Source organism: Pseudomonas sp. H11T01, from assembly GCF_048515765.1.
GTDB lineage: Bacteria > Pseudomonadota > Gammaproteobacteria > Pseudomonadales > Pseudomonadaceae > Aquipseudomonas.
In genome coordinates this window covers 161,644-187,059 of record NZ_JBLYED010000005.1, presented here as the reverse complement: position 1 = coordinate 187,059, position 25,416 = coordinate 161,644, and the positions used below count along the sequence as shown (strand labels likewise).

General features: G+C 58.1%; 26 protein-coding genes. 10 read left to right on the top strand and 16 right to left on the bottom strand.

Translation table 11 applies throughout. From position 1 onward, the window contains the following. Nucleotides 1–85: 85 nt before the first annotated feature. Nucleotides 86–988: a LysR substrate-binding domain-containing protein gene (locus tag ACN1C3_RS08790; protein ID WP_419115418.1), complete on the top strand. Its 903-nt coding sequence runs from the start codon at nucleotides 86–88 to the stop codon at nucleotides 986–988. Here ACN1C3_RS08790 and ACN1C3_RS08785 read toward each other — a convergent pair. Further along, nucleotides 974–1,834 carry an NAD-dependent protein deacetylase gene (locus tag ACN1C3_RS08785; RefSeq protein WP_419115417.1) on the bottom strand — a complete coding sequence of 287 codons (861 nt, stop codon included), beginning with the start codon at nucleotides 1,832–1,834 and terminating at the stop codon, nucleotides 974–976. The two genes, ACN1C3_RS08790 and ACN1C3_RS08785, sit on opposite strands and share 15 nt — an antisense overlap. Nucleotides 1,835–2,002: 168 nt before the next feature. Here ACN1C3_RS08785 and glsB point away from each other — a divergent pair, with 168 nt between their 5' ends. Then, complete coding sequence (glsB, locus tag ACN1C3_RS08780; protein WP_419115416.1) at nucleotides 2,003–2,911, top strand: glutaminase B; 909 nt, start codon at nucleotides 2,003–2,005, stop codon at nucleotides 2,909–2,911. A gap of 626 nt (nucleotides 2,912–3,537) precedes the next feature. Next, nucleotides 3,538–4,146, top strand: coding sequence for a hypothetical protein (locus tag ACN1C3_RS08775; RefSeq protein ID WP_419115560.1), 609 nt, complete (start codon nucleotides 3,538–3,540; stop codon nucleotides 4,144–4,146). A 239-nt stretch (nucleotides 4,147–4,385) separates the two neighbouring features. Here the strand turns inward: ACN1C3_RS08775 and ACN1C3_RS08770 are convergent, their stop codons facing one another. Next, nucleotides 4,386–4,661, bottom strand: coding sequence for a metal/formaldehyde-sensitive transcriptional repressor (locus ACN1C3_RS08770; protein WP_419115415.1), 276 nt, complete (start codon nucleotides 4,659–4,661; stop codon nucleotides 4,386–4,388). 199 nt (nucleotides 4,662–4,860) lie between these two features. Here ACN1C3_RS08770 and ACN1C3_RS08765 point away from each other — a divergent pair, with 199 nt between their 5' ends. Further along, nucleotides 4,861–5,994 carry a nickel/cobalt efflux transporter gene (locus tag ACN1C3_RS08765; protein WP_419115414.1) on the top strand — a complete coding sequence of 378 codons (1,134 nt, stop codon included), beginning with the start codon at nucleotides 4,861–4,863 and terminating at the stop codon, nucleotides 5,992–5,994. Nucleotides 5,995–6,114: 120 nt separating this feature from the next. Here ACN1C3_RS08765 and ACN1C3_RS08760 read toward each other — a convergent pair whose 3' ends face one another. The 4 genes from ACN1C3_RS08760 to ACN1C3_RS08745 all read right to left on the bottom strand — a co-directional run bounded on the left by ACN1C3_RS08760 (nucleotide 6,115) and on the right by ACN1C3_RS08745 (nucleotide 10,577). Continuing rightward, the gene (locus ACN1C3_RS08760) at nucleotides 6,115–6,816 is read right to left on the bottom strand and encodes a VIT1/CCC1 transporter family protein (RefSeq protein WP_419115413.1); all 702 of its coding nucleotides are present in this window, start codon (nucleotides 6,814–6,816) and stop codon (nucleotides 6,115–6,117) included. A gap of 66 nt (nucleotides 6,817–6,882) precedes the next feature. Then, on the bottom strand, nucleotides 6,883–7,866 hold the full coding sequence (locus tag ACN1C3_RS08755) for an FAD:protein FMN transferase (protein ID WP_419115559.1): 984 nt from the start codon (nucleotides 7,864–7,866) through the stop codon (nucleotides 6,883–6,885). Then, nucleotides 7,856–10,081: a PepSY domain-containing protein gene (locus ACN1C3_RS08750; protein ID WP_419115412.1), complete on the bottom strand. Its 2,226-nt coding sequence runs from the start codon at nucleotides 10,079–10,081 to the stop codon at nucleotides 7,856–7,858. The genes ACN1C3_RS08755 and ACN1C3_RS08750 overlap by 11 nt, the downstream gene beginning before the upstream one ends. A 25-nt stretch (nucleotides 10,082–10,106) precedes the next feature. Continuing rightward, complete coding sequence (locus tag ACN1C3_RS08745) at nucleotides 10,107–10,577, bottom strand: DUF2271 domain-containing protein (protein ID WP_419115411.1); 471 nt, start codon at nucleotides 10,575–10,577, stop codon at nucleotides 10,107–10,109. A gap of 132 nt (nucleotides 10,578–10,709) precedes the next feature. Between ACN1C3_RS08745 and ACN1C3_RS08740 the strand changes: the two genes are divergently transcribed. Continuing rightward, nucleotides 10,710–11,369: a response regulator gene (locus ACN1C3_RS08740; protein WP_419115410.1), complete on the top strand. Its 660-nt coding sequence runs from the start codon at nucleotides 10,710–10,712 to the stop codon at nucleotides 11,367–11,369. Then, entirely contained in the window at nucleotides 11,366–12,700 is a 1,335-nt protein-coding gene (locus ACN1C3_RS08735; protein WP_419115409.1) for a sensor histidine kinase, read from the top strand. The genes ACN1C3_RS08740 and ACN1C3_RS08735 overlap by 4 nt, the downstream gene beginning before the upstream one ends. A 16-nt stretch (nucleotides 12,701–12,716) precedes the next feature. Here ACN1C3_RS08735 and ACN1C3_RS08730 read toward each other — a convergent pair whose 3' ends face one another. Next, complete coding sequence (locus ACN1C3_RS08730; protein ID WP_419115408.1) at nucleotides 12,717–13,157, bottom strand: CBS domain-containing protein; 441 nt, start codon at nucleotides 13,155–13,157, stop codon at nucleotides 12,717–12,719. A 147-nt stretch (nucleotides 13,158–13,304) separates the two neighbouring features. After that, nucleotides 13,305–13,664 (bottom strand): hypothetical protein, encoded by a 360-nt coding sequence (locus ACN1C3_RS08725; protein ID WP_419115407.1) that lies wholly within the window; start codon nucleotides 13,662–13,664, stop codon nucleotides 13,305–13,307. Nucleotides 13,665–13,931: 267 nt separating this feature from the next. Between ACN1C3_RS08725 and ACN1C3_RS08720 the strand changes: the two genes are divergently transcribed. Continuing rightward, nucleotides 13,932–14,480, top strand: a complete 549-nt coding sequence (locus ACN1C3_RS08720) for a DUF4174 domain-containing protein (protein WP_419115406.1) — start codon at nucleotides 13,932–13,934, stop codon at nucleotides 14,478–14,480. A gap of 4 nt (nucleotides 14,481–14,484) precedes the next feature. Here ACN1C3_RS08720 and ACN1C3_RS08715 read toward each other — a convergent pair whose 3' ends face one another. Next, complete coding sequence (locus tag ACN1C3_RS08715) at nucleotides 14,485–15,702, bottom strand: acetylornithine transaminase (RefSeq protein ID WP_419115405.1); 1,218 nt, start codon at nucleotides 15,700–15,702, stop codon at nucleotides 14,485–14,487. Between the two features lie 102 nt (nucleotides 15,703–15,804). Here ACN1C3_RS08715 and ACN1C3_RS08710 point away from each other — a divergent pair, with 102 nt between their 5' ends. Continuing rightward, on the top strand, nucleotides 15,805–16,722 hold the full coding sequence (locus ACN1C3_RS08710) for a LysR family transcriptional regulator (protein ID WP_419115404.1): 918 nt from the start codon (nucleotides 15,805–15,807) through the stop codon (nucleotides 16,720–16,722). Between the two features lie 6 nt (nucleotides 16,723–16,728). On the opposite strand, the gene ACN1C3_RS08705 is transcribed toward ACN1C3_RS08710, so the two are convergent. The 4 genes from ACN1C3_RS08705 to ACN1C3_RS08690 form a co-directional block, all read right to left on the bottom strand. Then, complete coding sequence (locus tag ACN1C3_RS08705) at nucleotides 16,729–17,388, bottom strand: methyltransferase family protein (protein ID WP_419115403.1); 660 nt, start codon at nucleotides 17,386–17,388, stop codon at nucleotides 16,729–16,731. A gap of 45 nt (nucleotides 17,389–17,433) precedes the next feature. Continuing rightward, the gene (locus ACN1C3_RS08700) at nucleotides 17,434–18,348 is read right to left on the bottom strand and encodes a hypothetical protein (RefSeq protein WP_419115402.1); all 915 of its coding nucleotides are present in this window, start codon (nucleotides 18,346–18,348) and stop codon (nucleotides 17,434–17,436) included. 11 nt (nucleotides 18,349–18,359) lie between these two features. Then, nucleotides 18,360–19,826: a cardiolipin synthase gene (gene cls / locus ACN1C3_RS08695; protein WP_419115401.1), complete on the bottom strand. Its 1,467-nt coding sequence runs from the start codon at nucleotides 19,824–19,826 to the stop codon at nucleotides 18,360–18,362. Nucleotides 19,827–19,993: 167 nt separating this feature from the next. Next, nucleotides 19,994–20,206: a DUF1059 domain-containing protein gene (locus tag ACN1C3_RS08690; RefSeq protein WP_419115400.1), complete on the bottom strand. Its 213-nt coding sequence runs from the start codon at nucleotides 20,204–20,206 to the stop codon at nucleotides 19,994–19,996. A 253-nt stretch (nucleotides 20,207–20,459) separates the two neighbouring features. Here ACN1C3_RS08690 and ACN1C3_RS08685 point away from each other — a divergent pair, with 253 nt between their 5' ends. Further along, entirely contained in the window at nucleotides 20,460–21,230 is a 771-nt protein-coding gene (locus tag ACN1C3_RS08685; protein WP_419115558.1) for a phytanoyl-CoA dioxygenase family protein, read from the top strand. A gap of 45 nt (nucleotides 21,231–21,275) precedes the next feature. Here ACN1C3_RS08685 and ACN1C3_RS08680 read toward each other — a convergent pair whose 3' ends face one another. The 3 genes from ACN1C3_RS08680 to ACN1C3_RS08670 all read right to left on the bottom strand — a co-directional run bounded on the left by ACN1C3_RS08680 (nucleotide 21,276) and on the right by ACN1C3_RS08670 (nucleotide 23,741). Beyond that, nucleotides 21,276–21,815, bottom strand: coding sequence for a hypothetical protein (locus ACN1C3_RS08680; protein WP_419115399.1), 540 nt, complete (start codon nucleotides 21,813–21,815; stop codon nucleotides 21,276–21,278). 83 nt (nucleotides 21,816–21,898) lie between these two features. Next, nucleotides 21,899–22,702: a putative hydro-lyase gene (locus tag ACN1C3_RS08675; protein WP_419115398.1), complete on the bottom strand. Its 804-nt coding sequence runs from the start codon at nucleotides 22,700–22,702 to the stop codon at nucleotides 21,899–21,901. Between the two features lie 91 nt (nucleotides 22,703–22,793). Beyond that, nucleotides 22,794–23,741, bottom strand: coding sequence for a LysR family transcriptional regulator (locus ACN1C3_RS08670; RefSeq protein ID WP_419115397.1), 948 nt, complete (start codon nucleotides 23,739–23,741; stop codon nucleotides 22,794–22,796). A gap of 242 nt (nucleotides 23,742–23,983) precedes the next feature. Between ACN1C3_RS08670 and ACN1C3_RS08665 the strand changes: the two genes are divergently transcribed. Further along, nucleotides 23,984–25,312, top strand: coding sequence for an OprD family porin (locus ACN1C3_RS08665; RefSeq protein WP_419115396.1), 1,329 nt, complete (start codon nucleotides 23,984–23,986; stop codon nucleotides 25,310–25,312). The last annotated feature ends 104 nt before the right edge of the window (nucleotides 25,313–25,416 follow it).

The following is a 25,416-nucleotide window of genomic DNA, read 5'->3' as shown; positions in this document are numbered from 1 at the left end:
TGCTCTGGATAATTTATTTGTTAAGTTGATTTTTAAGGTTGATTGATAGATAAAATAAAACAATCGAATCCCGGAGGCATCGCTGATGACCGTCAAGCAGATCCGTGCATTTCTCGCCGTGGCGCAAAGCCTCAGTTTTGCCGTGGCCTGCGAGCGTCTGCATTTGTCCCAGTCGGCCCTCAGCCTGACGATCAAGGCGCTGGAAGAAGGCCTGGGCGGCCGACTGTTCAGCCGCACCACGCGCAATGTCGCACTGACCCCGGAAGGTGACGCGCTATTGCCGCTGGCTCGGCGATTGATTGCCGACTGGGACAATGCCGAGGACGAACTGCGCCAACTGTTTACCCTGCAACGGGGTCGAGTGACTCTGGCGGCGATGCCTTCATTTGCCGGTAATCTGTTGCCGTCGATTCTGAAAGCCTTCCGCTTGCGCTACCCCAACGTCAACGTCACGGTGAACGACGTGATCAACGAGCAGGTGCTGGAGATGGTCCGCGATCGTCACGTGGAACTGGGGGTTGCCTTCGAACCGCAGCAGAGTTCGTCGCTGGCGTTCACACCGCTATACATCGACCGCTTTGTGGCCGTGGTCCCCAGTGACTCGCCGCTGGCCGACTGCGCAGAGACCGACTGGGAATCCCTGTTGAAACTGCCGTTCATTACCTTGCAAAGGCCCTCGACCGTGCGCGTCATGCTTGAGGAGCACCTGCAGGCCCGCAATATGAAACTCCCGGTGGAACTGGAGAGTCACCAGCTTGCGACGGTGGGGCGGATGGTTGCCAGTGGATTGGGTGTGAGTGCGGTGCCGGCGCTATGCGCCGGGCAGATGCAAGAGCTGGGCGCGCGCTGCATCACCCTGCGCGATCCGGTGATGAGGGCGATCGGCGTGCTGACCAAACCGGGGCATGAGTTATCGGCGGCGGCCCAGGCGTTGTTTGACATCTTGCAGGATGAACGGCTGGGTGAGCGGTTTTCAGGTGTGGTTTGAGCCGTTATGAATCAGGCGTTCAGCGATCAGCGGCAACAGCTGCTCGCAGGAGCCTTCGATTTTCAGATCCAGCAGATCGTCGGCGCGGGTTTTACCCAGATTGATAGCAATCAGCGGTTTGTTTTGCTCAGCCATCGCGCGGCACAATCGAAAGGCCGAGTAAGCCATCAGCGACGATCCCACCACCAGCAATCCCGCAGCCTGTTCGACACAACGTATGGCCTTGGCGGCAGTCGCCTGGGCGACGTTTTCGCCAAAAAAAACCACGTCCGGTTTTAATCGTTCTCCGTCGCAGTGAGGGCAACGGGGTACCTGAAAACGCGCCTCGAATGCGGGGTCCAGCAAGGTATCCCCGTCTGGCGCCTGGACGGCATCGACACCCGCCAGATAAGGGTTCTGCGCTTCCATGACGAGCTGAATCCCATGGCGATCACTGCGTTGTTCGCAATCCAGGCAAACGACTCTATGCAGGCTGCCGTGCAACTCGATCACGTCCTGGCTACCCGCTTGATCATGCAAGGTGTCGACGTTTTGCGTGATGAGCCCGGCGATGTGGTGCTTCGTTTGCAACGTGGCCAGCGCCTCATGGGCGGCATTCGGCCGAGCCTGGCGGATCCGCGGCCAGCCGAGCATCGCACGCGCCCAATAGCGCCGACGTGATGCCGGTGCACTGAGGAATTCCTGATACATCATCGGCGCCTTGCCGCGACGCACGCCGTCGTTGTCCCGGTAGTCGGGAATCCCGGAAGGCGTGCTGATGCCCGCGCCGGTGAGGATCAGGAACGGTTGCTCGGCCATCAAGTGGTAAAGGGCGTCGAGATGGGTGCTGATCTGGCTATCGATCATGTTGAATGCCGTTTCCAATACCGGTAGGCAAAGATAGTCCGCTTTTGAGCCAAAGCGAAGAGACTGCAATTACAGACATCTGAAACCAAAACTGTGATTTGTAGATGGCGTCCGGCGTCTAGCGAAAGTATCCCCGCAGCCGCACGGGGAGTGAATACGGACCCGAGCATGCAAGCGCTGCTGAACGAAATCCTTGATGCAGTCCGCCCCCTGATCGGTCAGGGCAAGGTGGCTGATTACATCCCGGCGTTAGGTAATGTGCCCGCCGAACAATTGGGCATTGCTGTCTATGGCAATGACGGCGAGTTATTTTGCGCGGGCGATGCGCAAACACCGTTCTCTGTGCAGAGCATTTCGAAAGTGTTCAGCCTGGTGCAGGCCATCGATCATTCCGGCGAAGCGATCTGGGAACGCCTGGGCCACGAGCCTTCTGGCCAGCCGTTCAACTCACTGGTGCAATTGGAGTTCGAGCGCGGGCGCCCGCGTAACCCGTTCATCAATGCGGGCGCGCTGGTGATTTGCGATATCAATCAATCACGTTTTGCTGCACCTGCATTGTCGATGCGCGATTTCGTCCGACGTCTGTCCGGCAACATGCAGGTGCTGGTTGACGGGAAAGTCGCTGAGTCGGAATACCAGCACCGCGCGCGAAACGCGGCCATGGCCTACCTGATGCAATCGTTCGGCAACTTCCACAACGATGTTGAAGCGGTGCTGCGCAGCTACTTCAGCCATTGCGCGCTGCGCATGAGTTGTGTGGATCTGGCCCGCGCGTTCTGCTTTCTGGCCAACGATGGTTTTTGCAAACACAGCGGCGCGCAAATTTTGACCCCGCGTCAAACCCAGCAGGTCAACTCGATCATGGCCACCAGCGGTCTTTATGACGAAGCCGGTAACTTCGCCTATCGCGTCGGTTTGCCGGGCAAGAGTGGTGTGGGCGGTGGCATCGTGGCGGTGGTGCCGGGGCGATTTACCGTTTGCGTCTGGTCTCCGGAGCTCAATGCTGCCGGTAATTCGTTGGCCGGCATGGCCGCTCTGGAGTTGCTGAGTCAGCGCATTGGATGGTCAGTATTTTAGGGCGACCCAATTCAACGTGAAGGATAACAGCGACAAGGATAAGTCGAAGCAGGTGCTGTTATTAGGAATGACACTTAAATACGATGCAGTCGCTATCATGCGGTGTGCTCGTGTTAATTCATTTCTTGCAGAACTAACAGTGAGCCACTGGTTCTCCGGCAAGCAGCCCAGTTACTACGCGCAATAGAGCGAAAACGGGTGGCATAGCGCGAGTGTCAATATGGCCTCAATTTGCCACCGTCTGTCGGTCGTTCTGTTCAACATCTGAACGAACAGGAAATACAGGCCTCTTATTCTCCAGCAGGCAGGTTCTCTACGATCTGTTCTGTGTCAGTAGTAAAAAGAAGTGGACGTTCAACCTCATGTGCATTGAGTGCAAATGGGGCTTTTTTTTACCTGAAAATTGGAGTGGGCGAATGTGCTGATCAGTGGCTCGCTGGGCGAGTCGGTACTGTGGATAGTATCAAGTCATTGATTTGGTTTTGTTTGTACGGAAGCGGGTCACATTGGGTGTGAGCAAGTAGTTCACATGCCTGTTGAATGATCAGTTTGCTCTATTGTTATTGAGTGGGGAAATAACCGTGGCGTTAAATACAATCACTACCCTTTTGGGGCAGAAAGAAACCATGGAGCTTTTTCGGTTAGGGTTGATCTATGTTCATCTTGTAGCCTGTTGTGTGGCTATTGGTCTGGTATTTACCAGTGATGTTGCGATGGTCAATAATTTATTAAAGGGCCATGTTTCGAGCGAGCATGATAACGCTCATATGGCGAGTCTTCAGAAGACTGTGGTTATGGCATTAATATTTTTATGGATCACCGGGGCTGCTGTCATCGGCGTCGATTATCTTGATAAGGGAATGACCTATTTCGCGAATCCGAAACTGCAGGCCAAAGTTATCATTGTCCTGTTGCTGACGTATAACGGTATGTTTCTGCATCGTGTCGTGCTGCCTGCGCTGCAAAAAGCCGGGTCGTTGCTCGATCTCGAGTTTGGCGTACGCACGCTGGCTATTTTCTCCGGGGCGCTGTCGGGTGTGTCCTGGTTGTATGCCGCCATGCTGGGCGTTGGGCGCCCCCTTGCGTGGAAATATTCGCTTCTCGAGTTGCTGACGGCTTATCCGGTGTTGATTGTGCTCGGGTTCGCGATGATGCTGGCGCTGACCCAGTGGGCGCGAAAGCAGAGCATGGTTCAGGAAACTCCATGGCCGCTCACCAGTATGAATGCACGCTGAGCTGACGAAAAACGTCGAGACGACCTTTTGCTGAGTGAAGGCATGAATCACATGCCGGTACCGAGCAAAAGGTCGTTTTTTATTGCCACCCTCGCGAGCAATCGAGCGTCGACCGGCTGCTCCTGCATGAGGCTGCGTTCGCTTAACTGACAGGCATTGCTTCAAGTGGCTTCAAGTGGCCTGTTTTTATCGAAAGGGGAGCCGGCACCTCTCAGCCCATCGAGCTCAGGCTTTTGCCTTCATTTGAGGTAGGAGCGCAAAGCAGCAACCACCTGCTCTACATCTTCCTTTCTGCTTTCTGGAGAAACGACCTCTGGCCCAAGGTGTTCACGGATATGTCCTTCGAGCACCTCTGTCATTAAGCCGTTCACGGCTCCTCTGATCGCAGCAATTTGTTGAAGCACCGCCACGCACTCGGTCTCTTTCTCCAGCGCTTTCTCCAACGCTTCTGCTTGCCCTTTGATACGGCGAACGCGTGCTAATAACTTCTTTTTTCCGTGAATTGTATGGCCCATGGGATTTTGCTCACTTTCATGTTGGTATACTGGGGTATAGTATATTTCGTGCCTGTATAGGGGACGGTATCAAATGCCAACCCCTACATCTACCTAAGTGAAAGACCAGATGGCCGTCACCCTCACAGCATCCATGAAAATTGCAGGGGACGGCGGCTCGTCAACCCAATCAAATGACTAAACACCTCCAGGAACATCCATGTCGACTTTCGCAGAAATTCTGCAGCAGGGGCCTGCGCACGCTTGGCTGTATTTCCCCAGTGCGATTCTATTGGGCGCTTTGCATGGCCTTGAGCCTGGGCATTCCAAAACGATGATGGCGGCGTTTATCGTGGCTGTACGTGGTTCGGTGAAGCAGGCGGTTCTGTTGGGGTTAGCGGCGACGCTTTCGCATACCTTAGTGGTGTGGCTAGTAGCAGTGGGAGGTATGTACCTGGGGCAGAACCTGGACGCGGCCACCACAGAGCCTTATTTCCAGCTCGCCTCAGCCGCAATCATTATCACCATTGCGCTCTGGATGCTCTGGCGCACATGGCGTGGCGAGCAGAGGTGGAAGTTTGAAGAAGGCGACGGTCATCATGGGCATGACCACCATAGCCATGATGATGAAACCAAACGCATCGATACCGGCCACGGCAGAGTAGAACTCTCTATTTTCGAAACGGGTGTGCCACCGAAGTGGCGTCTGAAAACAGTGAGTGGTCATGCTTGGGCTGCGGCTGACGTGAGCCTGCTGACTACCCGCCCTACTGGACAGGTTCAGACGTTTATCTTCGCAAATCAGGGCGAATACCTGGAGTCCCTGGACGTCATTCCTGAACCTCACGCATTCACCGCCCGACTTTGCCTTGGCCACGCAAGTCATAGCCACGACTATGATCTGGACTTCCATGAGCACGGCCATGACCACCACCACTCGGAGTTAGAGGGGCTGGAGCTTTCAATAGACGGGTACCAGGACGCTCATGAACGAGCGCATGCCAATGATATACGTAAGCGCTTCACCAATCGTGAGGTAAGCACAGGGCAGATCATTATGTTCGGCCTGACGGGTGGTTTGATTCCTTGCCCGGCGGCCATCACTGTCTTGTTGCTTTGCCTGCAAGTCAAAGAGGTGGCGTTAGGGGCTGTTCTGGTGCTTTGCTTCAGCATTGGATTGGCCCTTACCTTGGTCACCGTTGGCGTCGCAGCTGCGGTGGGGGCTCGACAAGCATCCAATCGGTGGCCTTGGCTGGGCAACGTCGCTCGACGTGCACCTTACTTCTCCAGTGTGCTCATTATCGGCGTAGGTCTATACATGGGCATTCATGGCTGGATCGGCTTGAATCCCTAAGATTGAGCTGTTATGTAGGGGAGGCGACTCCCCGATTACTCTAAGGCTCAAGAATCCGCATGCAGTGGGGGAGTGCATGAGCGACTTCCAATTCAAATAGACCCTGTCGGGATAAATGAGTCAGACAATTGCTCCGAATGAGGTGCCCACCAGCGCCGTAGTCGCCATGGCCAGCGCCCCCCATAGCGTCACCCGCCATGCCCCCATCAGCAGATCGGCGCCACCGGCCTTGGCCGCAATAGCGCCTAATGTTCCCAGAAATACCAATGACATGCCGGATATCCACGGGATCACGCTTTGAGTGGGAGCAAGGATCGTCACGCCCAGCGGCAATGCTGCGCCGACAATAAAACTGGCCGCCGAAGACACGGCTGCTTGCAGTGGTTTTGCGCTTAGCGCATCAGAAATGCCCAGCTCGTCGCGCGCATGCGATCCCAGTGCATCGTGGGCCATGAGTTGCGTTGCGACTTTTCGGGCCAGCTCAGGTTCAACGCCGCGGTCCATGTAGATGGCCGCCAACTCCCGATGCTCAGCAAGCGGCGCTGTCTCAAGCTCGGCTTGTTCGCGCAAAAGATCAGCCCGTTCAGTGTCCGCCTGGGAGTGCACAGAGACGTATTCTCCCGCCGCCATCGACATTGTACCCGCCACCAGCCCGGCAATACCCGTGACGAGTAACGTGCTGTGGGTGGCATGGGCAGCGGCCACTCCGATCAAAAGACTGGCAGTTGAGACAATCCCGTCGTTGGCGCCCAATACCGAGGCTCGAAGCCAACCGATCCGGTCATGTTTATGGGACTCAGCGTGCCTGCGAACGAACTTCATCGTTGAAATCTACTCACTGTCGTTGAGCCAATGCCGATTAAAAACCTGCCCTGTGGTTCGGTTGCTTCAGCGTGCTTCAATCTGCGCCTGGAGGCGTCCAGCGACAATCGATATTTCTCTGAACTGCTCGCCATCGTGCAGTACAAACAATGCGTCCATGCCACGTTCTTGCGCCAGCTCAGGACCGGCTTTTTCTCCCAGGACCATGAGGGCGGTGGCCCATGCATCGGCGAGCATGCAAGTGGAGGCAACCACTGTGACTGCGGCGAGTGGGTTGGACAGGGGCGCACCGAGAGTGGGGTCCATCGTGTGGGAGTATTGCTGACCGGCAATCTCGATCCAGTGTCGATAGTCCCCGGAGGTGGCAATCGCCGCATCGCTGATCTCCATCACTCCCATAACCTCACGAACGCCACGGCGGGGTCTTTCAATGGCAACGACCCAAGGCTGTCCATCCGGCTTGACTCCTCGTGCGCGCATTTCGCCATCGATCCCCACCAGGTAGTTCGTCATCCCCCAGCCGTCAAGGCAGCGTGCCATTTCATCCACCGCGAAGCCTTTGGCGATGCCTGAAAGATCTAACGTGGTCGCCGAGCGTTTGCGGGCCAGGTTGCGGAGCGGATCAATCTCCAGTGCTTGAGTGGCAGTTGCCCGCACCTGGCGACGTAACGTACTGATCTGCTGCGGGGTCGGTTGCTGTTCGCCGGGACCAAAGCCCCAGGCATTGACCAGATCACCCACGGCGATATCAAACGCACCACTGGACTGGCAGCCCACACGCAAAGCGGTTCTCAGAACGTTGGCCAGTTCGCCAGACACGGGCAGCCATTGCTGTTCAGGCGCCGCGTTAAGACGGTTGAGAGCGGACTGTGGCTTCCACGTCGACATCTGTTGATCCACGTTGTCGACAGCCGCAAACAGGCTCTTGTTTATGGCGGCCTCATCCACCTGCGGTTCGGCGTAAAACAACGCGCTGTAACGGGTGCCCATGGTCTCCCCGTTCAGGCTATAGCGCTGCAAGGATGAGGGCGCATGGGGCTCAGTAGACATCTTCACGGTAGCGTCCTTGTGCTTTGAGTGTCAGTACGCTCAAGTTGAGCGGAGCCAGCACTTCATCCAGGGCGTTCATCACGCCTTTGGCCATCTCGCGACTTCCACACACCAGCACTTGGGCGCCTTTTTCAATCAATCGGCGTAATGCCAAGGCGTCGGCGATGAGTCGGTCCTGCACATAGCTTCGTTCGTGCACTTGGGAAAACGCGGCTCGCAACTGGGTGAGACGTTGATCCGCCAAATAACCATTGAGTTCGGGCTCATAGAGGAAGTCGGACGCCGGGTGACGTCCTCCCCAATACAGATGCATCGGGTGCCTGGCTTTGTTGTTGCGGATAAAACCCGTTAAAGGACCGATTCCCGTACCAGCGCCGATGAGAATCACCGGCTTTTTTCCAGACGCGGGACGAAAGTCAGGGTTGGGCTGTATGAAGGCTTCAACCCGAGCCCCCACCGGCAAGTCATGGAGGAAGCCGGAGCACACACCGCTTTCATGTTTGCGCACACAAATTTCTAAAACGCCGTCATCTGATCCGCTGGCCAGTGAGTAGAACCGCGGCACCCGGCAACCGGGCGGCAGCATTCCAACTAAATCTCCGGCTTCGAAATGGGGCAGGCGGTTGCCCTTGCGCACACGTTTGAGCCAGCCCGCTGCGCGGGCAGGTGCGGCTACTTTGAAGCGCAGAATATGGGTTGGCGCGTTCACTTGCTCGCCGTACTCCATGCGTTCCATCAACGCCAAGGCCGTGGTATCGGGCAGACGAGGGGTGTGTACGAGCGTCAGCTCATGGCCCATCAACCGGCCAACGGTGGTGCCCCAGCGTGTGAACTCCTGGGGTGACTGGCGATTGATGGTTTCAAGCTCAAGTAGTTGTGACCAGCCTGAAGCCAGCAGCGCCGCCTGAGTGTCCTTGGCAAACTGACAAAACTTCGGAAACTGCCGGTCGCCAAACCCCAGTACAGCGAAACCCGGATCAGGTTTTACGCGGACATTCGCCAGTCGCTTCAAGAACTGTGAGGCAGAGGAGGGCGCGTCACCGTCACCGGTCGTGGCCGTCAGGATGAACAGACGCTGCGCGCCACGATACTCAGTCGCGAGCTGGTTCATGGTCGTGGTATGTACTCGGCGGCCAGCCTGGTTCAAGGCCTCATGCAAGGTCTTGGCAAACCCCCAGGTGCTGTTGCTTTCGCTCCCGACCAGAATCACGGTGTCGGCGTTTTGCGCGCCACTGTTGTGACGGATTTTCGGCATTGACCGGCGGCGGCGCCACCAAAGCAGCGCACCGGTGACGCTCATCAACGGCACGCTGAGTGCGCAAACGCCGAGGAGCAGGCCCAACCACCAGAAGCTTTCGCCGGTATGCAGCTGGTAGATGAACTCGTAAGCATTGCGCATGCGGTCATGGGGCAAGTACGACAACAGCGCGCCACTGGCCGGGTCGACATAACCGTCACCCTGCGCGGTATGCAGCGAGAAGGCATCGTCCGGGTTGTCGACACTGGGGTAGACCAGCTCGCGCAGGTCATTCAAATCGGTCGCCAAGAGCGCCGGCAAAGTCGTAATTGGCGCTGCCGGGCCGCCGCTGATCATGGTCGGAAAAGCAGGCTCGCGTTCCATTCCGTCCGAGATAAAGCTGAAGGTGGTTGCCGACATATACATCCCGGTCAATGCGGACAGCAGCAAACCCAGAATCGCGAAACGCCCGACTTCAGCGTGCCAGCGCTGATTAAAACTCCCACGTAGTGGTCGCATCAGGTTTCGCCAGCCGCCCAGGCGCTTTGCCAACAGAGCCGCGCCTGAAATCGACAGTATCAGTATGAAAAGGGCTCCGATTCCCGACACGGCATGCCCCTGCGTGCCGAGCAGCAATGACCTGTGCAAGTCTTTCACCCAGCGCGAGAAGGCTGAAGGTGCATAGGTCGCAAGACCTGCTCCGGTCAGTGGGTCGACGCGCTCGGCGCCGGTCTGACCGTCCTGGGTGTAATACACGATGATTGAACCGGAGGGGGTTCGCTGGATGTGATCGACCCCCGGGTAGTGGCGCGCCACTCGACCGGCCAGCTCGGCAACGTTCAGTTGGCCTGATGCAGGTACCGTTGCGTTCAACCGCTCCAGGGCTGGGTCCACAGACAGGATCGCGCCGCTGATCGCCAGCAGCATGACCAGCAGGGCTGCGACAAGGCCGGGCAGTGAATGAAACTGGCGTAGCATGGTCAGCCTCCAAGGGTTGCCGATGTCACAGGTTGTAGGTAAAGGACTCGATGTAACCGCTGCCTGTCGAAGGCTTTCCCGCACCTTGGGTGGTCAATGGCACGGCAATATCGGAGCGGGCCTCATGTTTGTTCTCGACAGCGCTGTCGACGCGAATCTGATAACCGGCGTCAATCAACGTATCAGCCAGTTCAACGCTGACTTTCAGGGTGCGCCCGCTACCAACGCTGGCACCGCTGACCCCGTCAAATTCGCTGGGACTCAAGCCGCTGCCGCGCGCCCAGTCGGACAAATGTTTGTAGTACTTGGCCTTCTTGCCGGCCACCCAAAGGGTTTTTTGGTATTTACCGTTGGCATCGGTCACATAAAACGCCAGATATGCATCATTGCCGTCGTAATTTTTCAGCTGGGTGGTCAAGGTGACTTCGCGCGCCTGGGCCAACGCTGGCAGCGCAATGGCACCAGCGAGACACACTGCAGCAGTAATCTTTTTCATGGTGGGTTTCCCGTTCAAGCGTTGTGGCTGGATCCTGCGCCTGTAAGCTGACAGCAACCTGAATGGTGATTCAGGCGTTTGTCAGGTTTGCCCGCTAATGTGTCGTACGACGAACAATCAAGGAGATGTGGCATGCGGGTTTTGTTGGTTGAGGACGCTGTGGGGCTCGGCGAAGCGGTGCGTGAACAAATCGCGGATGACGGCCACGCGGTGGACTGGGTGCAGCGCCTTGATCACGCTCAAGCCAGTGTGCGAACGACCCGTTATGACCTGATTTTGCTCGACCTGATGCTGCCGGACGGACGCGGGCTGGATTTTTTGCGCAAGCAACGCGGGGCAGGGAACGTTACGCCCGTGATCATTCTCACGGCTCGAGATCAGATATCCGATCGTATTGAGGGCTTGAATGCGGGCGCTGATGACTATCTGGTCAAACCCTTTGATCTGTTTGAGTTGTCTGCCCGAGTGGCGGCGGTGGCGCGGCGTTACAGCGGTAATCCCAACCCGCACATCAAAGTAGGAGAGCTGCAAATAGACATGAACGCCCGCACGGTGCTGCGCGCCGGCGTTACGCTGGACCTGACCGCTCGCGAGTGGGCATTGTTCGAAGCATTCATTCAGCGCCCTGGCGCGTTGCTCTCCAAATCCCAGTTGGAAGATCGTCTGTATGCGTTTGGGGCCGAAATTGAAAGCAACACCATCGAGGTTTATATCAGCCGTCTGCGCAAGAAACTGGGGCGCGACATGATTGAGACTGTCCGTGGAATGGGTTACCGGTTGATGCCGGTATGAAACCGGCCTCCAGTCTGCAAAAGCGCCTGGGCCTGGGGCTGACCCTGGGCATGACCCTGCTCTGGCTGGGAGCGACCGTAGGCGCCTGGCTGGTGGTGCAACACGAGTTGAATGAGGCCTTCGACAGCGCTCTGGAGGAGACGGCACAGCGGCTTCTGCCATTGGCCGTGCTCGAGATCAGCAACCGTGATAAGCCCCGCCAGTCTCAGCATATTGCGACGCTCAAAGTGCGCAAGGAATACCTGACGTACCTGGTCCGTGATGCCAAGGGCGAGATCCTTATGCAGTCCCATGATGCCGACCCGAGCATATTCAATCCGCTGCCGGTGGAGGGTTTTACGATCACTTCCAAGTACCGCTTGTACGGGGCCAGCGCTCTGCGTGAAGGCGTTTTTATCGAGATGGCCGAGCCTTTGGCCCATCGACGCGAAGCAGCGCAGGAGGCGTTACTCGCGCTGCTCCTGCCGTTGTTGGCACTGATTCCGATCAGCTTGTTGGGCACCTGGTTGTTCGTGCACGCCAGCCTGCGTAGCGTTCGGGCTTACCGCAGAGCAATCGAGACGCGCGGGGTCGGTGACTTGTCCCCCATCAAGGTGGATCGATTGCCTGCAGAGATCGACCCGTTGGCCGAGGCGGTCAATCATTTGATGGAGCGACTGCGCAAGGCATTGGAGGCCGAACGCAGCTTTACCGCCAACAGTGCCCATGAGCTGCGCACCCCGTTGGCGGCGACGTTGGCGCACATCCAGCGGTTACGCCGCGAGGCGCCTGAGGGCCCGCTTCAAGTGCGTGCAGCCAAGATTGAGGCCTCCCTTCAAGAACTGGCGCGGCTCTCGGAAAAGCTGATGCAACTGGCCAAGGCTGAAGGCGGCGGGCTTCTGTCCGAAGCACCGCAAGACCTTATTCCCTTACTTGCGCATGTTGTTGATGAGTGCAATCACGCGGCCAGTCAGCGGATTCATTTGGTTCTGCCCGCAGCGCGTAGTGTGCTGTCGGCGATTGATCCTGACGCCTTTGCCATTCTTCTGCGTAACCTGATCGAGAACGCGATGAAGTATGGAGCGCCGGATCATCCCATTGAGGTGAGCCTTTCGGGTCAGGCGCTGCTGAGGGTGGTGAATGCCGGTTCGGTGGTGCCTGAGCCGGTATTGAAACGCCTGACCGAACGTTTCGTGCGAGGTGACAGTGGTGCCAGTGGTTCGGGGCTTGGGTTGGCTATCGCGCTGACGATTGCCCAAGGCGTCGACGCGACAATGACGCTCATGTCCCCAGCGACGGGCAAACAAGATGGCTTCGAAGTCATCGTCCAGTTTGTTCACGTGCAGCGATGACCTCAGTCATCACAACCTATTCGCCGCGAATGTACTGCTCCAGCTGCCGAATCAGGTCCGCCTGCTCGGCAATGGCTTCTTTCACCAAGTCACCAATGGACAGCAAGCCCAGCAATTGTCCGTCCTCGACCACCGGCAAATGGCGAAGGTGGCTATCGGTCATGATGCCCATGCAGGTTTCGACCGTTTGGTGGGAGTCCACCGTTATGACGGGCGCGCTCATGATGTCTCGCACGGGCGTACCAACCGAGGACCGTCCATGCAAGACCAGTTTGCGCGCATAGTCGCGCTCGCTGATCACGCCGACCACCAGACCATTTTCCAGCACCGGTAGAGCGCCGACATTTTTCTCTGCCATCACCATGAGCGCTTCCAGCACCATTTGATGTGGAGCAATGGTGTGGACTTGCTGGTTGTGCTTGACCTTTAGCTTCAGTAGTTGGGCAACGGTCTTCATGGGGGCCTCTCCGGTATTGTTCTTGGGGCGGCCGTAAACCGCCCTGACGGTCTATACAGAATCGTAGAGATAAGCCTGTAGAGCAAGGAGCAAAGCGGCACACATACGATCAAAAAACGTCATTGAGGTGTTCAACTGGTCCTTCACTTAGTGACCCATCTTCGCCTCGCAGCTCATGAGGCACCTCGGGTCGTGAACCTCGGTGTCGACGTACGATCCCACGTCTGGATTGTAGGTGCGGATGAATACGCGTGGCGTGGCGTCAATGACAATCGGCAGCTGGGAATTGTGGAAAACATGCTGATCCGGAATGACTAGAAAACTCTGGGGTGAAGTCGATCGATAAGATTGGGGGGGTGTTGAGCGAAACGGCAGTGGCTCGGGATTGGCGAAGTCCTGATCTTGCCCGTAGTCGGCGGCACTACTGATGGTCGTTTGGGACTGGACCCCGGCCGCGACTATCGTGCAGCTGGCGAGGGTCAGCAGCATCCTGTTGAGGTTCCGCATGACAGTACCTGCGAAGTGAATCCCCCCGGTTACCCCAAGACTTTTAACTATAGCACTCACACAACCGGACCGCGGGCCAGTGAGGGCTACTCGCTACCGAGTATCGGCTTGAGCATCCAGACCCAAGCACTTCAGTGACAGGAGATGGTTGCGCGATGAGCGCGCTGACCTAAGCTTCAGAACAACACAACGGATGCGGCCTTGAGTTCGAAACCTCACGGATGAGACTCTCAGTGAACACTGCATGAATATGAGAAGGAGATGCGCATGCTCATTCGGTCACTGACCCTCGCGATTCTGCTCGCCGCTACTGCCCCCTTGATGGCCGCCGACAGTGATGCCCCCCTGGCTCAGGATCAGGGGCGATCGCGCCCGCTGATCATCATCACTCGCACCTCCGTCGACCCCACGCTGGTCAACCTGAAAAAAGCCCTGGATGAGCCGGCCAACCGCGCAGCCTTCACTGAACGCAACATGGTGCTCTACACCGTGGTCAACATGATGGGCCAGCGCGATGGCAAGGATATGGACCCGCAAACCACCATGGCGCTGATCCGTGAACTCAAGTTGGGTGCCGGCGTTGACGCCAAGGTGATACTGGTGGGCAAGGATGGCGAGAAAAAGATCGACCACTCCGGCCCCATCGACCCCAAGGAAATCTTCAGCACCATCGACCAGTTGCCCGCCCAGGAAAAAGAAGCCGCAGCGCCACCGCCACCAGAGCCCACACCAGCCCCTGCCGGCAAAGCAGGCAAGGGGGGCAAGGCCGGCAAAAACGCCAAGCCGGCGGGGCCACCCAAACCGCTGGAGGACTGACTCTTTACGCTTGCGCCGGGGTGCAGTCTGAAACGCCCTGAGCTTGCTGGACGCTTTTCAGCGTCTGGCAAACGCCTCTCACGATCATCTCCACTTCTCGATCGTCAATGGTCAACGGCGGCAACAAGCGAATGGTTTTGCCCCGGGTGACATTAATCAGCAAGCCATGGTCCCGTGCGGCGATGAGCATCAAGTCCCGGCAGGGGTGAGCGAGTTCGATGCCGATCATCAAGCCCTGACCACGAATCTGCACCACCTCCGGATGGTCGCTCAGCTCGGCGCGCAACCTGACGAGCAACCGTTCGCCCTGGCGCTTGGCGTTGGTCAGCAACCCTTGTTCTTCGATGATCTCCAGTACGGTGCAGCCCACCCGGCAGGCCAGCGGGTTGCCCCCAAAGGTGCTGCCATGACTGCCCGGCGTGAACAGCTGTGCCACGTTGTTGCGAGCCAGGCAGGCGCCGATGGGGATGCCGTTGCCCAAACCTTTGGCCAGGGTCATGACGTCCGGCACGATGCCTTCATGCTGGAAGGCAAACCACTGGCCGGTTCGACCGATACCTGTCTGGATTTCGTCGAGCATCAGCAACCAGGCGCGCCGGTTGCAGCGCTCTCGCAGGGCCTTCAAGTACCCGGGTGGGGCCAGTTGGACACCACTTTCGCCCTGGATCGGCTCCAGCAATACGGCGCTAATGCGTTGGCCGTAGGTCTCGGCCACCTTGTCCAGCGCCGCGAGGTCACCAAACGGCACCTTGATGAAATTCCCCGGTAGCGGTTGGTATCCCAGGCGCACTGCGGGTCCGTCACTGGCAGACAGCGTGCCCAATGTCCGCCCATGGAAGGCGTTTTCCATGACCACCACCAGCGGCTGCTCGATGCCTTTGTGCCAGCCATAGAGGCGAGCCAGTTTCAACGCAGTTTCATTGGCTTCGGCACCGGAGTTGTTGAAGAACACCTGGTCGAGTCCCGACAACTGCGTCAATTTTTGCGCCAGGCGCTGCTGCCAGTCGATGCTGTAGAGATTGGAGGTGTGCAGTAACAGGCCCGCCTGTTCGCTGATGGCGGCCACCACTCGAGGGTGGGAGTGACCGACATTGGTCACCGCCACGCCCGCGACCGCGTCCAGGTATTCACGCCCCGCCTGATCCCACAGGCGAGTGCCCAGGCCTTTGGCGAAGCTCAACGGCAAGGGTTGATAGGTGTTCATCAGGCAAGCGGCGGTCATGACTTCAAGCTCCATCATCGGTCGGTGTTTTTGCAGTATCGTTAGCCACCTGAGATGGATAAACCCTCTAGATCTTCAATCATTTTAAAGTTGAGCTTGATAATGGACTTATTCCAGGCGATGACGGTTTACGTCAAGGTGGTGGAGGCTGGCAGCATGACTGCCGCAGCCCTCGAGTGCGGCATGTCCACCACCATGGTCGGCAATCACTTGCGGGCGCTGGAGCAGCGCCTGGGTGTCAGCCTGCTGAGCCGTACGACGCGGCGTCAGCGTTTGACGGAGTTTGGCTCGGCTTATTATCAGCGCTGTCTCGAGGTGCTGGGGTTGGTGGCCGATTCCGAGCGTCTGGCCGAGCAGGTGCAGGACGAGCCGGCGGGCATCCTGCGGATTACCGCGCCACTGACCTTTGGCACGGAGCGCCTGGCTCCGGCCTTGAGCGAGTTCGTGCAGCGTTGCCCTCAGGTCAAGGTGGATGTGGTGTTGACCAATCAACGTCACGACCTGATCGACTCCGGCTTCGACGTCGCCATTCGTTTGGGCACCCCAGAACCCTCAGCGCTGATCGCCCGGCCCCTGGAGGATTACACCCTGACCCTCTGCGCGTCGAAAGCGTATCTCGCGCGTCGTGGCACGCCCACTAAACCTGCGGATCTGCAAGATCATGATTGCCTGGCCTTCGCCTATCCCGCGGGCGATGACTGGAGCTCCGTTTTAAAACAATGGCGCCTGACCGGGCCCGAAGGGGAAGTCCTGGTTCCGGTAAGCGGCCCGATGGTGATCAATAGCTCGTCGGGATTGCACCAGGCGGCGCGAGCGGGAATGGGCGTGGTGATGCTGCCTGATGCGTTGGTGCATCAGGATCTGCTGGAGGGCAAGTTGGTGGCATTGCTGCAGGATTACCAGTTGCCGAGCAGGCCGATGAATCTGGTCTATGCGCAGGATCGATACCGGTTGCCAAAGCTGAGAAGCTTTGTTGAGTTCGCACTGGAGAGGTGGGGGCGACCTCAACCACGTGCCTGATGCGCTTCAATAGAGTCCGGGAATGAGCCGCCATGTCCTTGAGCAGTAAGCCTCATATTCACTGCCAAACTGCGTGTGCAACAGCGTCTCCTCGGCGCGTATGCGTGCGATGAGCGGCAGTAGCGTCAGCAGTGTAAGCAGCACGCCAACGCTCGAACGAAAGGCCAGTGCCCATCCCAGAGAATTGATCAGCAGCCCCAGATAACTGGGATTGCGCAGCGTGCGATAGATGCCGTCGGTAACCAGCGTATGTCCCGGTTGAATGGCGACCAGTCCACTGAACCGGTTACCGAGAACAAAGACGGGCCAGATCCGTAGCGCACCACCGACGATGAAGAGTGCCACTCCCAACCAACGCACACCCTCGCCACCGAATGTCCACACGTCCAGTCGGTCCGTGTAAGCGGGTAGAAAGGCGGCCAGCAGGCCGATTAGTCCAAAGGCTGGGAGAACCCAGCGGTTAGCCCTGTCTTCACGCTCTCCAGGGCTCAAATTGCCCTCGGTGAAGAGCGCGACTGCGGACATCACAAAGGTTGAAAGCGCAATGACAACAAGGGCAGGGTGGGAGAAAAAAGCCGCCAATCCGCCTAGCCCCAGAACGGCAAGTCCGAGATAGGCGAGCGTCGCCGCGAGGCTGAAAAATGCCATTTTGGCTGTGATCTTCATGGCTTTATCCCTGGGCCGTCTGCCGAGCAATCAACCACCGTCCAGCTATTTTGCCGTTGGCGTAGAACTTTCTGCCTGGGCTTCCTTGCGCTTCATATCGAGATATTCGTTGCGCTCAATATTATGCAGCTGCAACGGATAACGTTCGATCCCGGCGTACCAGTCGCTCAGACGTTTTTCGAGCTGTTGCGGCGCAGGTGCACCGAGGTAGGCTTCGATCGCCAGGAAGTAGCGCATTGCGTTGCGTTCGACGATCCCGCGTATGCCGCCAACATAGTCGGGCTGACCATTGGCCTGGTGGCCAACGATGCTGAAACCCACTTTGTTGTGGCCGACCGTCGCCAGATAGCTCTGCGTGGCCATGCGGGCCGCAACACCGTAGTGGTACGAATATGAAAAATGCAGGAAGTTGCGCTGGTCATCGAGTTTCACCGCTTCGAGTTTGACACGGTAATTGCTGGTTCCAAGCGGTCCTTGCTCGGCGTTCAGCATGACCTGAAGGTAGTCGGGCGTGTCCACCACGACCTGATACAAAAAGTCGATCTGGTAGGTATCGCCCAGTGGTTGGTCAGACTTGCGTCCAATATTGAGGCTTAACGTGTCGCCGGCGCTGGAAGAGGCGCGACAACTTTTTACGTTCAGATGCAGGATCAGAATGTCGCACCAGTGGTCGATTCCCACCAGCGCCGAGCTGAGCGCGGCAAAGGGTTGTTCGACCAACGCGTAGATGTCTCCTGCCAGCCTGCCTGAAGTTTCACTCGATTCGATGTAGAGCGGGCGTTGGTACGGATTGTTGGTCAACTGCTCATGCAAGGCCAGGTAGCGCGCCTTGAGCGCCTGCGCATCCTGTGTGCCTTGCGCATATACCGCAGGCAGGCCGACCAGCAGGTAGAGCAAGACCACCCGAAGAAGCGTGGAGAAATCGATCTTCGCCCGGCTCACAAGCCTTTTGGGCGTCACCTGTACTCGTCTCATAGCCAGTAGAGCCAAAGACGTCCGAACAGTTCCATGGCTCTCACCTTAAGGGAGCGATGTCGCCACTCATCGAGAGTGATTTCGTCCGATTTCGCCTGGTCCGCGGCGAACACTGCGCGCATTTTGTCGCCGAATTCGGTACCGAGCACCACGGCGTTGACCTCTTGATTATGAACAAAACTGCGCCAGTCAAGATTGGTCGAGCCGACCGTCGACCAAACGCCGTCGATCACTGCGGTTTTGACATGCAGCAAGGCACCCCGACGCTCGTAGATCTTGACACCGGCCTCCAGCAACTCGGTGTAGCGCGTGCGGCCGGCGTGGAATACCAGCCAGGAGTCGGTGCTGCTGGGCACTATCAGCTTCACATCGACACCTCGCGCCTTTGCCTCCTTAAGCTCCGCCAGGAATTGTTGATCGGGCGCGAAGTAGGCGTTGGTCAGCAGGATTTCGGTTTGCGCACTGTGCAGCGCCGAGATGAGCGTGGCGTAGATCAGGCTGTAGGGGTCGTCTGGCGAGCTACCAATGGCACGAACGACTTCTTTCCCTTTGGGTTTGATCTTTGGGAAGTAATGGCGTTTGGCGAGCGGTTGGCCTTTCTGCTTTTCCCACGTTTCGATAAACAGCTTTTGCAGCTCGGCAACCACTGACCCCTCCAGCCTCAGGTCGGTGTCGCGCCAAGGCAACTTATCATCAGGTTTGTCTTTTTTATCTTTTTTGTCTTTGGAGCGCTGGCTAAGCGATCCGGTCGAATAAACGCCGCTGATATTGATGCCGCCGAGGAAGGCAATGTGCCCATCGACGATCAGTAGTTTACGGTGGTCCCGCTGGTTGACTTCCCAGCCGGCCTTGGCGGTCGCCGGATTGACCGGATTGAATTCCAGCACCTTGATACCTGCGTCGGTCAGGCGCTTGAAAAACTCGGACGGGGTCTTGAGGGTACCGACGCTGTCCCGGATCAAGTTGACCTGCACGCCCTTGCGCTGTTTGGCAATCAGCGCCGCGGCGAAGCGCTGACCCACCTCATCGTCGTCGAGGATGTAGGTTTCCATATTGATGTGGTCACGCGCGGCGTCGATCGCGGTGAACATTGACTGGTAGGTGGCCGGACCGTCCTGAAGCAGCTCGACCTTGTTGTCGAGGCTCAGAGGGCTGCCGACGATGGCTTCCTCGATCGCCATATGAAGGTCAAAGATGTTCGTCTGCACACCACCGGCCTTGAGGCGGTCAAGGATGGCCTTGCTGCGTTCGGCCGACAGCGGTCCATGCGTACCGTCGATCTTTACGGGGGTGGGGTTGCTATACGCCATCTCTGGCGCGATGGTTGTCAATGTACAGCAGGTCAGAAGTAGCGCCAGGCTTAGCGCCGACGCGGCTCGCAGCAGGCTCCACGGTGAACACAGGCTCATGTGGCATCCTCCAGGAACTCGAGAGGTAGCGGTATCATGGCAGCGATTGAGCATCGCTTCGGTGCGATGCCGCGTTTAACTGGACACTCTCCGAGCGCGGAAGTGGACAGCCCCTCACTTTGGTATAGCTCATGAGCTTTCGCGCATGCGGGCGCGCCAGCGAAAATATCCAAGCGCGGTAAGCACCCCGGCCTATCGCGCTTGAAACGGGTACGCGTGTATTACGCGTGACGCGGTGCTTCGACGGGCGGTGTACCGTCGTGAAACATCATCTTCAGTTGTGAGCGTAGTTCCGGCGAATCGGTATATTTGTGACCAGTGATAGCATGTTGTACGGCCACTTCGAGCAGTTCGTTTTCGGAGTCTGCCGACAGCGCGACCGAACATTTGCTTTCGCTCGGAAACTCGCGGCAATCGATGTATTTGCGGGCCATGATGTTCTCCTCATACGACGGCAGGCCAGGGTCTGGAGCCTGCGTGAATGACCACTCGACACTGCGCTGGATACATCGAACACGATTGCGCATCGCATCGAGCGTAATCCCCTTTGAAGTATATCTCGGGTGGCGAATCCGGGTGCTTTGAAGGCGCCAACGGTAGTCTCGGACGGGGCGGATGTCGCATGGTCAAACAGTGCGCGCCGTGCAAATATGCCTGGAGTCATCCGCACTTTCCGGGGTGCATTTCATGGTCACCACCGAGCTTTCGCCACGCCTGACCAACCGTCGTCTGCTGGCCCTGCATAGAGAAGGGTTTGTCCTGCTGCCGGGGGTGCTCAATGGCCTTCAGATAGAAACGCTGCGCGATGCCATTGATCGCCTGGAACCACAGCACTGGGACTACAGCGGCCTGCTCGAGCACTACAAGTGTGTGTTTAATCGCGACCCGCTCTGGCTACCGTTTCTCGACCTGCCCGGGATCATCGAGCTGGCCGAAGTGGCCCTCGGCGCCGATTGTCACGTGATCGGTCAGACTGCCTGGCGTTGCCATCCTGGCTTCATTGGCCCTGCGCTGCATCTGGACTATCTGGTGATGGAGCTGCCACACAGCCTGTTGGCCGATCCCTCCTTCAAGATGCCGATGCAGATCTGCACTGCGCATCTTTACCTCGACGATATCGATGCCGATCTGTGTCCCACTCAGGTGATCCCTGGCAGTCATCGAGCCGGCCGACCGCCCACCGCCGGTGAAAACCAGTGGCAGGGCCACACTGCACGGCCGGTGTTGTGCCGAGCTGGCGACGTCCTGATGTTTCGCAGCGAACTGTGGCACGCCGGCAGCAGCAACCGCACCCTCGACCGCACGCGTTACCTGTTGCAGGTGCACTACGGCAGGCGAATGGTGGCGCAGAGGTTCGCACCGTATCTGCACTGGTGCTTTAACCCAGCCGTGCTGGCCGCCGCCACACCGCGACAACTGCGTCTGCTGGGAGATCACCTGGAAGCTGAATACGACTGACGTTGTAGCCAGTGAGCAACCTGGCCCTGCTGCTCTTTTGGCCGGTTATGGAAGAGTGGCCGTCACGTACAGGATCACCTCTTCAAGGGCGCCTATGTCTGGAGCCTTGCTCACCAACTCTTCCGGGCGACACCATGGATAATCCAGACGGGATACCCACTCCATGATGGCGTGAAGATCAGTCGCCGGGAGGGTTTTCATGTACTCGATGGTGATAGTGAGTCTCTCGACAAGTCCTGATTCGGGACTGAACTGCCATTCATACAGACCGCAACCGACTCGGACCTCGCCGGAGGTCTTGTCGGTCATAGCGACCAGCCATTTACACCGGAACGTTTTGGCATCCGGTTCAGGTGGGCATCCCAGGCAAAAGGTATAGACGTTTTCGAAGGTCTGGCCGAATCGACTGACCAGCACATCGCCGATTGGCCCAAGGCCTTCAACGTGGGGTGGAAACGAGATAGACCCTGTGTGCACGACCATGTCCAGTCGTGCGTCTGGCATAAAGGCCTGGCGCAACAGATGTGGGCGGTTGCCGTCCTTGGCGTTTATGTACTGTTGAATCGATCGTTGAGCCGTGTTCATTGTTTGTCCGTCGCATCCATACCAGGTTGGGAACAGCCTCATCCGAGGCCCGCATCCGTATCACAGCATAAGCCCGCGCAGTTTTACAACGCGCTATTCCACACGTCCGTCACCAGCATGCAGCCGGGGGCATGGGTGATGCACAGTGGTGGACGTGAAGCTTGCACCACCGATTGAGGGGTCACTCCGCACGCCCAGAACACCGGGATTTCATCCGCTTCGATCGGCACGGCGTCGCCGTAGTCTGGAGTGTTCAGCGAATGGATGCCGATCAGCGACGGGTCACCGATGTGTACGGGCGCGCCGTGGACGTTGGGCATGCGTGCGGTAATCTGAATCGCCTGAATCGCCGCTGCGGCTTTCATCGGGCGCATGCTCACCACCAGCTTGCCACCCAGGCGAGCGGTGGGGCGGGTGTCGATATTCGTCTGGTACATGGCGACATTGCGCCCCAGCTCGATGTGCTTGAGGGCGATGCCGGCATCCAGCAGCGGTTGTTCGAAGGAGAACGAGCAGCCGATGGCGAAGGCCACCAGGTCGTCCTGCCACAGGTGCTCGATATCCAGCGGCTCTTCACTCAGTTCGCCATGGCGATAGACCCGGTATCGCGGCACGTCATGGCGAATGTCGACGGCGACGCCAAGGTTACGAAAATACGGATCGCCCGGCTCGGTAACGTCGAGCAACGGACAGGCCTGGCGATTGAGGGTGCAATACCTGAGGAATTCGTTGGCCCAATCATGGGGCAGTATCACGATATTGGCTTGTACCCGACCCTGGCCCAGGCCGCTGGTGTGGCCCTGATAGTGCCCGGCGGCAATGCTTTGGCGCAGGGCCAGCGGGGTGCGCTGCTGCAATTGCTCGTAGGACAGGGCTGGCTGATTCATCACGGCATCTCCACAGGTTCGGTGGCTCTTTTTAGAAAACCATGGCGATGCCGTCCAACAAGGAATGTTGTTACCCCCGGACAACTAAAAGTTATTCAAGGGGCAATCGGTTGTTGAGACCCGGTGCCGGAACCATCCGTTGCGGGCCGACATCCGCGGCGTACTGGCAGACCACCTGGCGGCTCATCTCGACAATGCTCTCCACCAGTTCCAGGCCGACCCCGGCGCGCCACGAGGCCACGACATCCAGTTGAGGCAAGCGGGTGCCGGGCTCCAGCTGAATCAGCTCGCCGCTGGCCAAGGGCTTGGCCACCAGCGCGGCCGGCAGGGCGCCAATACCGAACCCGTCGCGAATCAGTCGAGTCATGGCCGACACCGAGTTGACGCAACTGACGCGCGGTGCACTGATGCCATGGGCGTGCAGCAGGTTGAGCACATCCTGATGCGGTCGTGAGTGTTTGACGAAGGTGATGATGCGCTCACCGGCCATTTCGGCCAGCGAGGCATAGGGCCGGGCGTAGATCGAGTTGCTGGCGGCGATCCAGTGCATGGGGTAGTGCGCCAGTTCGAGGTTGCGCACGCTTTCATGGCGGATCAGGTCAGTCTGGAAAACGATGTCGAGATAGCCCTTTTGCAACTGGTCACAGAGATTGCGCGCGGCGTCGGCGGTGATTTCGATTTCCACGGCGGGGAAGGTCTGCATCAGCGTCGACATCAGCGGGCTGAGCCAGGTGTGGATCACCGTATCCATCACGCCGATGCGCACCAGGCCCTGCTGCGGGCTGGTGTTGTCCAGGGAGTGCTTCAACGCTCGCTGGACCTCGAGCATTTGCTCGGCGTAGTCGAGCACCTTGAGACCTTCGGGCGTCAGCGAGACCCCGCGTGAATCGCGCACGAACAGGCGCAGCCCCAACTCATCTTCCAGCGAGGCGATCCGGCTGGAGATCGCTGCCTGGGTGCTGAACATTTTCTCTGCGGTCAGGCTGAAGCTTTGCAGACGGGCGACCCAGACGAAGGTTTCGAGGAATTTGAGGTTCATGGCGGCTCTCGTGGCTTTCTCGGCTTTGGCTCGTTGCAATTGTTACTCCAGAGTCTGCCGCTTGGGGCATCAAATTTTCTTATGCATAACCTCGCTTTTTTCCCGTTTGACGCCGCTCAGCCTCGGCACGAAGAATCCGCTCCACGACGCAGGTCACTGCGTCCGCTCCCCCACGACAACGCCTTCACAAAAAAATAAAGAGGCGTGTCCGTCATCTTCGCTTGCTGCCGCAGGAACCTCCCATGGAAAAGACCATGACTGATCACGTGCCTTCAGGTACGGGCCGCACCGGCCCGTTCAGTTGGTACGGCCCCCTGTCGAAAAATGAAAAACGCACCTTCTGGAGCTGCAAGATCGGCTATGCCCCGGTCGGCACCTTGCTCGGCTTGAGCCTGCTCTGTGCACCCACCGCTCAGGCGGATTTCATTGCGGACAGTAAAGGCAGCCTGGAAGCGCGCAACTTCTACTTCAATCGCGATTTCCGCCAGGAAGGTTCGCGGGACAAGGCCGAGGAATGGGCGCAGGGTTTCCTGTTGCGGATGGAGTCCGGTTACACCGCTGGCACACTGGGCTTTGGCCTGGACGCTTTGGGCATGGCCGGATTTAAACTGGACTCGGGCGGCGGTACGGCGGGCACCAATCTGTTGCCGCCGGATTTGTCCGGTGGCTCCCAGGATCGCTACGGCGAGTTGGGCCTGACTGCTAAAATGCGCGTGTCCAACAGCACACTGAAGCTTGGGACGTTGCAGATCAAGGACCCGGTCGTGAGTTCCAACGACACTCGCCTGTTGCCGGGAACCTTCAAAGGCGGCCTGGTGAATGTGCAGGAAATCGATCGTTTGAAGCTGACGGCAGGGCAGCTCACGAAGATCAATTTCGTTGACTCCACCGACTATCAGGACATGACCGCCAACCGCATCGGCGGGCGCAGCGACAAGTTCCAGTTCGCCGGGGCTGACTATCAGTTCCTGCCGAACCTGACGGCGCAGTACCGCTACGGCAAGCTTGCAAATATCTACCAGCAGAACTACCTCGGATTGGTGCACGTGCTGGACCTGGGCTCGAGCCAGTCGCTGAAGAGTGACGTGCGCTATTCGCGCAGCACCGAAGACGGCAACTTCCGTAATCTCGACAACCAGGCCTTTGGCGCATTGTTTACCTACAGCCTGGGCGGCCATGCGCTGGGCTTCGGCTACCAGCGCATGAGCGGCGATGATCCGTTCCCGTACATCGGGCGCAGCGATCCGTATCTGGTCAATTTTGTGCAGATCGGCGACTTCGCCAACGTCGACGAACACTCCTGGCAAACGCGCTATGACTACAACTTTGCCGCACTGGGTGTGCCGGGGTTGAGCTTTATGACCCGCTACATCTCGGGCGACAACGTGCAGCGCAGCGCGTCGGGCGAAGGCAAGGAGTGGGAGCGCGACACCGACATCGCCTACGTGGTGCAGGACGGCACGTTGAAAGGGCTGGGCGTTAAATGGCGCAACGCGTCGGTACGTTCGAACTTCGGCAATGATCTGGATGAGAATCGCTTGATCGTCAGCTATACCCTGGCGCTTTGGTAAATCCCAGTTTTGTGGCGAGGGAGCTTGCTCCCGCTCGGCTGCGCAGCAGTCGTAAAACCGGTAAACGCTGTGTGCCTGACAAAATGTGGTTACAGGTTTTAGGG

What these genes read in the sequence shown, in the direction of transcription:
- ACN1C3_RS08725 (WP_419115407.1), bottom strand. Translation starts at nt 13,664, where the DNA reads ATGCGGAACCTCAACAGGATGCTGCTGACCCTCGCCAGCTGCACGATA.
- ACN1C3_RS08765 (WP_419115414.1), top strand. Translation starts at nt 4,861, where the DNA reads ATGTCGACTTTCGCAGAAATTCTGCAGCAGGGGCCTGCGCACGCTTGG.
- cls (WP_419115401.1), bottom strand. Translation starts at nt 19,826, where the DNA reads ATGCTCAATCGCTGCCATGATACCGCTACCTCTCGAGTTCCTGGAGGA.
- ACN1C3_RS08715 (WP_419115405.1), bottom strand. Translation starts at nt 15,702, where the DNA reads ATGACCGCCGCTTGCCTGATGAACACCTATCAACCCTTGCCGTTGAGC.
- glsB (WP_419115416.1), top strand. Translation starts at nt 2,003, where the DNA reads ATGCAAGCGCTGCTGAACGAAATCCTTGATGCAGTCCGCCCCCTGATC.
- ACN1C3_RS08730 (WP_419115408.1), bottom strand. Translation starts at nt 13,157, where the DNA reads ATGAAGACCGTTGCCCAACTACTGAAGCTAAAGGTCAAGCACAACCAG.
- ACN1C3_RS08685 (WP_419115558.1), top strand. Translation starts at nt 20,460, where the DNA reads ATGGTCACCACCGAGCTTTCGCCACGCCTGACCAACCGTCGTCTGCTG.
- ACN1C3_RS08680 (WP_419115399.1), bottom strand. Translation starts at nt 21,815, where the DNA reads ATGAACACGGCTCAACGATCGATTCAACAGTACATAAACGCCAAGGAC.
- ACN1C3_RS08775 (WP_419115560.1), top strand. Translation starts at nt 3,538, where the DNA reads ATGGAGCTTTTTCGGTTAGGGTTGATCTATGTTCATCTTGTAGCCTGT.
- ACN1C3_RS08665 (WP_419115396.1), top strand. Translation starts at nt 23,984, where the DNA reads ATGGAAAAGACCATGACTGATCACGTGCCTTCAGGTACGGGCCGCACC.
- ACN1C3_RS08750 (WP_419115412.1), bottom strand. Translation starts at nt 10,081, where the DNA reads ATGCTACGCCAGTTTCATTCACTGCCCGGCCTTGTCGCAGCCCTGCTG.
- ACN1C3_RS08705 (WP_419115403.1), bottom strand. Translation starts at nt 17,388, where the DNA reads ATGAAGATCACAGCCAAAATGGCATTTTTCAGCCTCGCGGCGACGCTC.
- ACN1C3_RS08790 (WP_419115418.1), top strand. Translation starts at nt 86, where the DNA reads ATGACCGTCAAGCAGATCCGTGCATTTCTCGCCGTGGCGCAAAGCCTC.
- ACN1C3_RS08770 (WP_419115415.1), bottom strand. Translation starts at nt 4,661, where the DNA reads ATGGGCCATACAATTCACGGAAAAAAGAAGTTATTAGCACGCGTTCGC.
- ACN1C3_RS08755 (WP_419115559.1), bottom strand. Translation starts at nt 7,866, where the DNA reads ATGTCTACTGAGCCCCATGCGCCCTCATCCTTGCAGCGCTATAGCCTG.
- ACN1C3_RS08720 (WP_419115406.1), top strand. Translation starts at nt 13,932, where the DNA reads ATGCTCATTCGGTCACTGACCCTCGCGATTCTGCTCGCCGCTACTGCC.
- ACN1C3_RS08745 (WP_419115411.1), bottom strand. Translation starts at nt 10,577, where the DNA reads ATGAAAAAGATTACTGCTGCAGTGTGTCTCGCTGGTGCCATTGCGCTG.
- ACN1C3_RS08740 (WP_419115410.1), top strand. Translation starts at nt 10,710, where the DNA reads ATGCGGGTTTTGTTGGTTGAGGACGCTGTGGGGCTCGGCGAAGCGGTG.
- ACN1C3_RS08735 (WP_419115409.1), top strand. Translation starts at nt 11,366, where the DNA reads ATGAAACCGGCCTCCAGTCTGCAAAAGCGCCTGGGCCTGGGGCTGACC.
- ACN1C3_RS08785 (WP_419115417.1), bottom strand. Translation starts at nt 1,834, where the DNA reads ATGATCGATAGCCAGATCAGCACCCATCTCGACGCCCTTTACCACTTG.
- ACN1C3_RS08675 (WP_419115398.1), bottom strand. Translation starts at nt 22,702, where the DNA reads ATGAATCAGCCAGCCCTGTCCTACGAGCAATTGCAGCAGCGCACCCCG.
- ACN1C3_RS08710 (WP_419115404.1), top strand. Translation starts at nt 15,805, where the DNA reads ATGGACTTATTCCAGGCGATGACGGTTTACGTCAAGGTGGTGGAGGCT.
- ACN1C3_RS08690 (WP_419115400.1), bottom strand. Translation starts at nt 20,206, where the DNA reads ATGGCCCGCAAATACATCGATTGCCGCGAGTTTCCGAGCGAAAGCAAA.
- ACN1C3_RS08760 (WP_419115413.1), bottom strand. Translation starts at nt 6,816, where the DNA reads ATGAAGTTCGTTCGCAGGCACGCTGAGTCCCATAAACATGACCGGATC.
- ACN1C3_RS08670 (WP_419115397.1), bottom strand. Translation starts at nt 23,741, where the DNA reads ATGAACCTCAAATTCCTCGAAACCTTCGTCTGGGTCGCCCGTCTGCAA.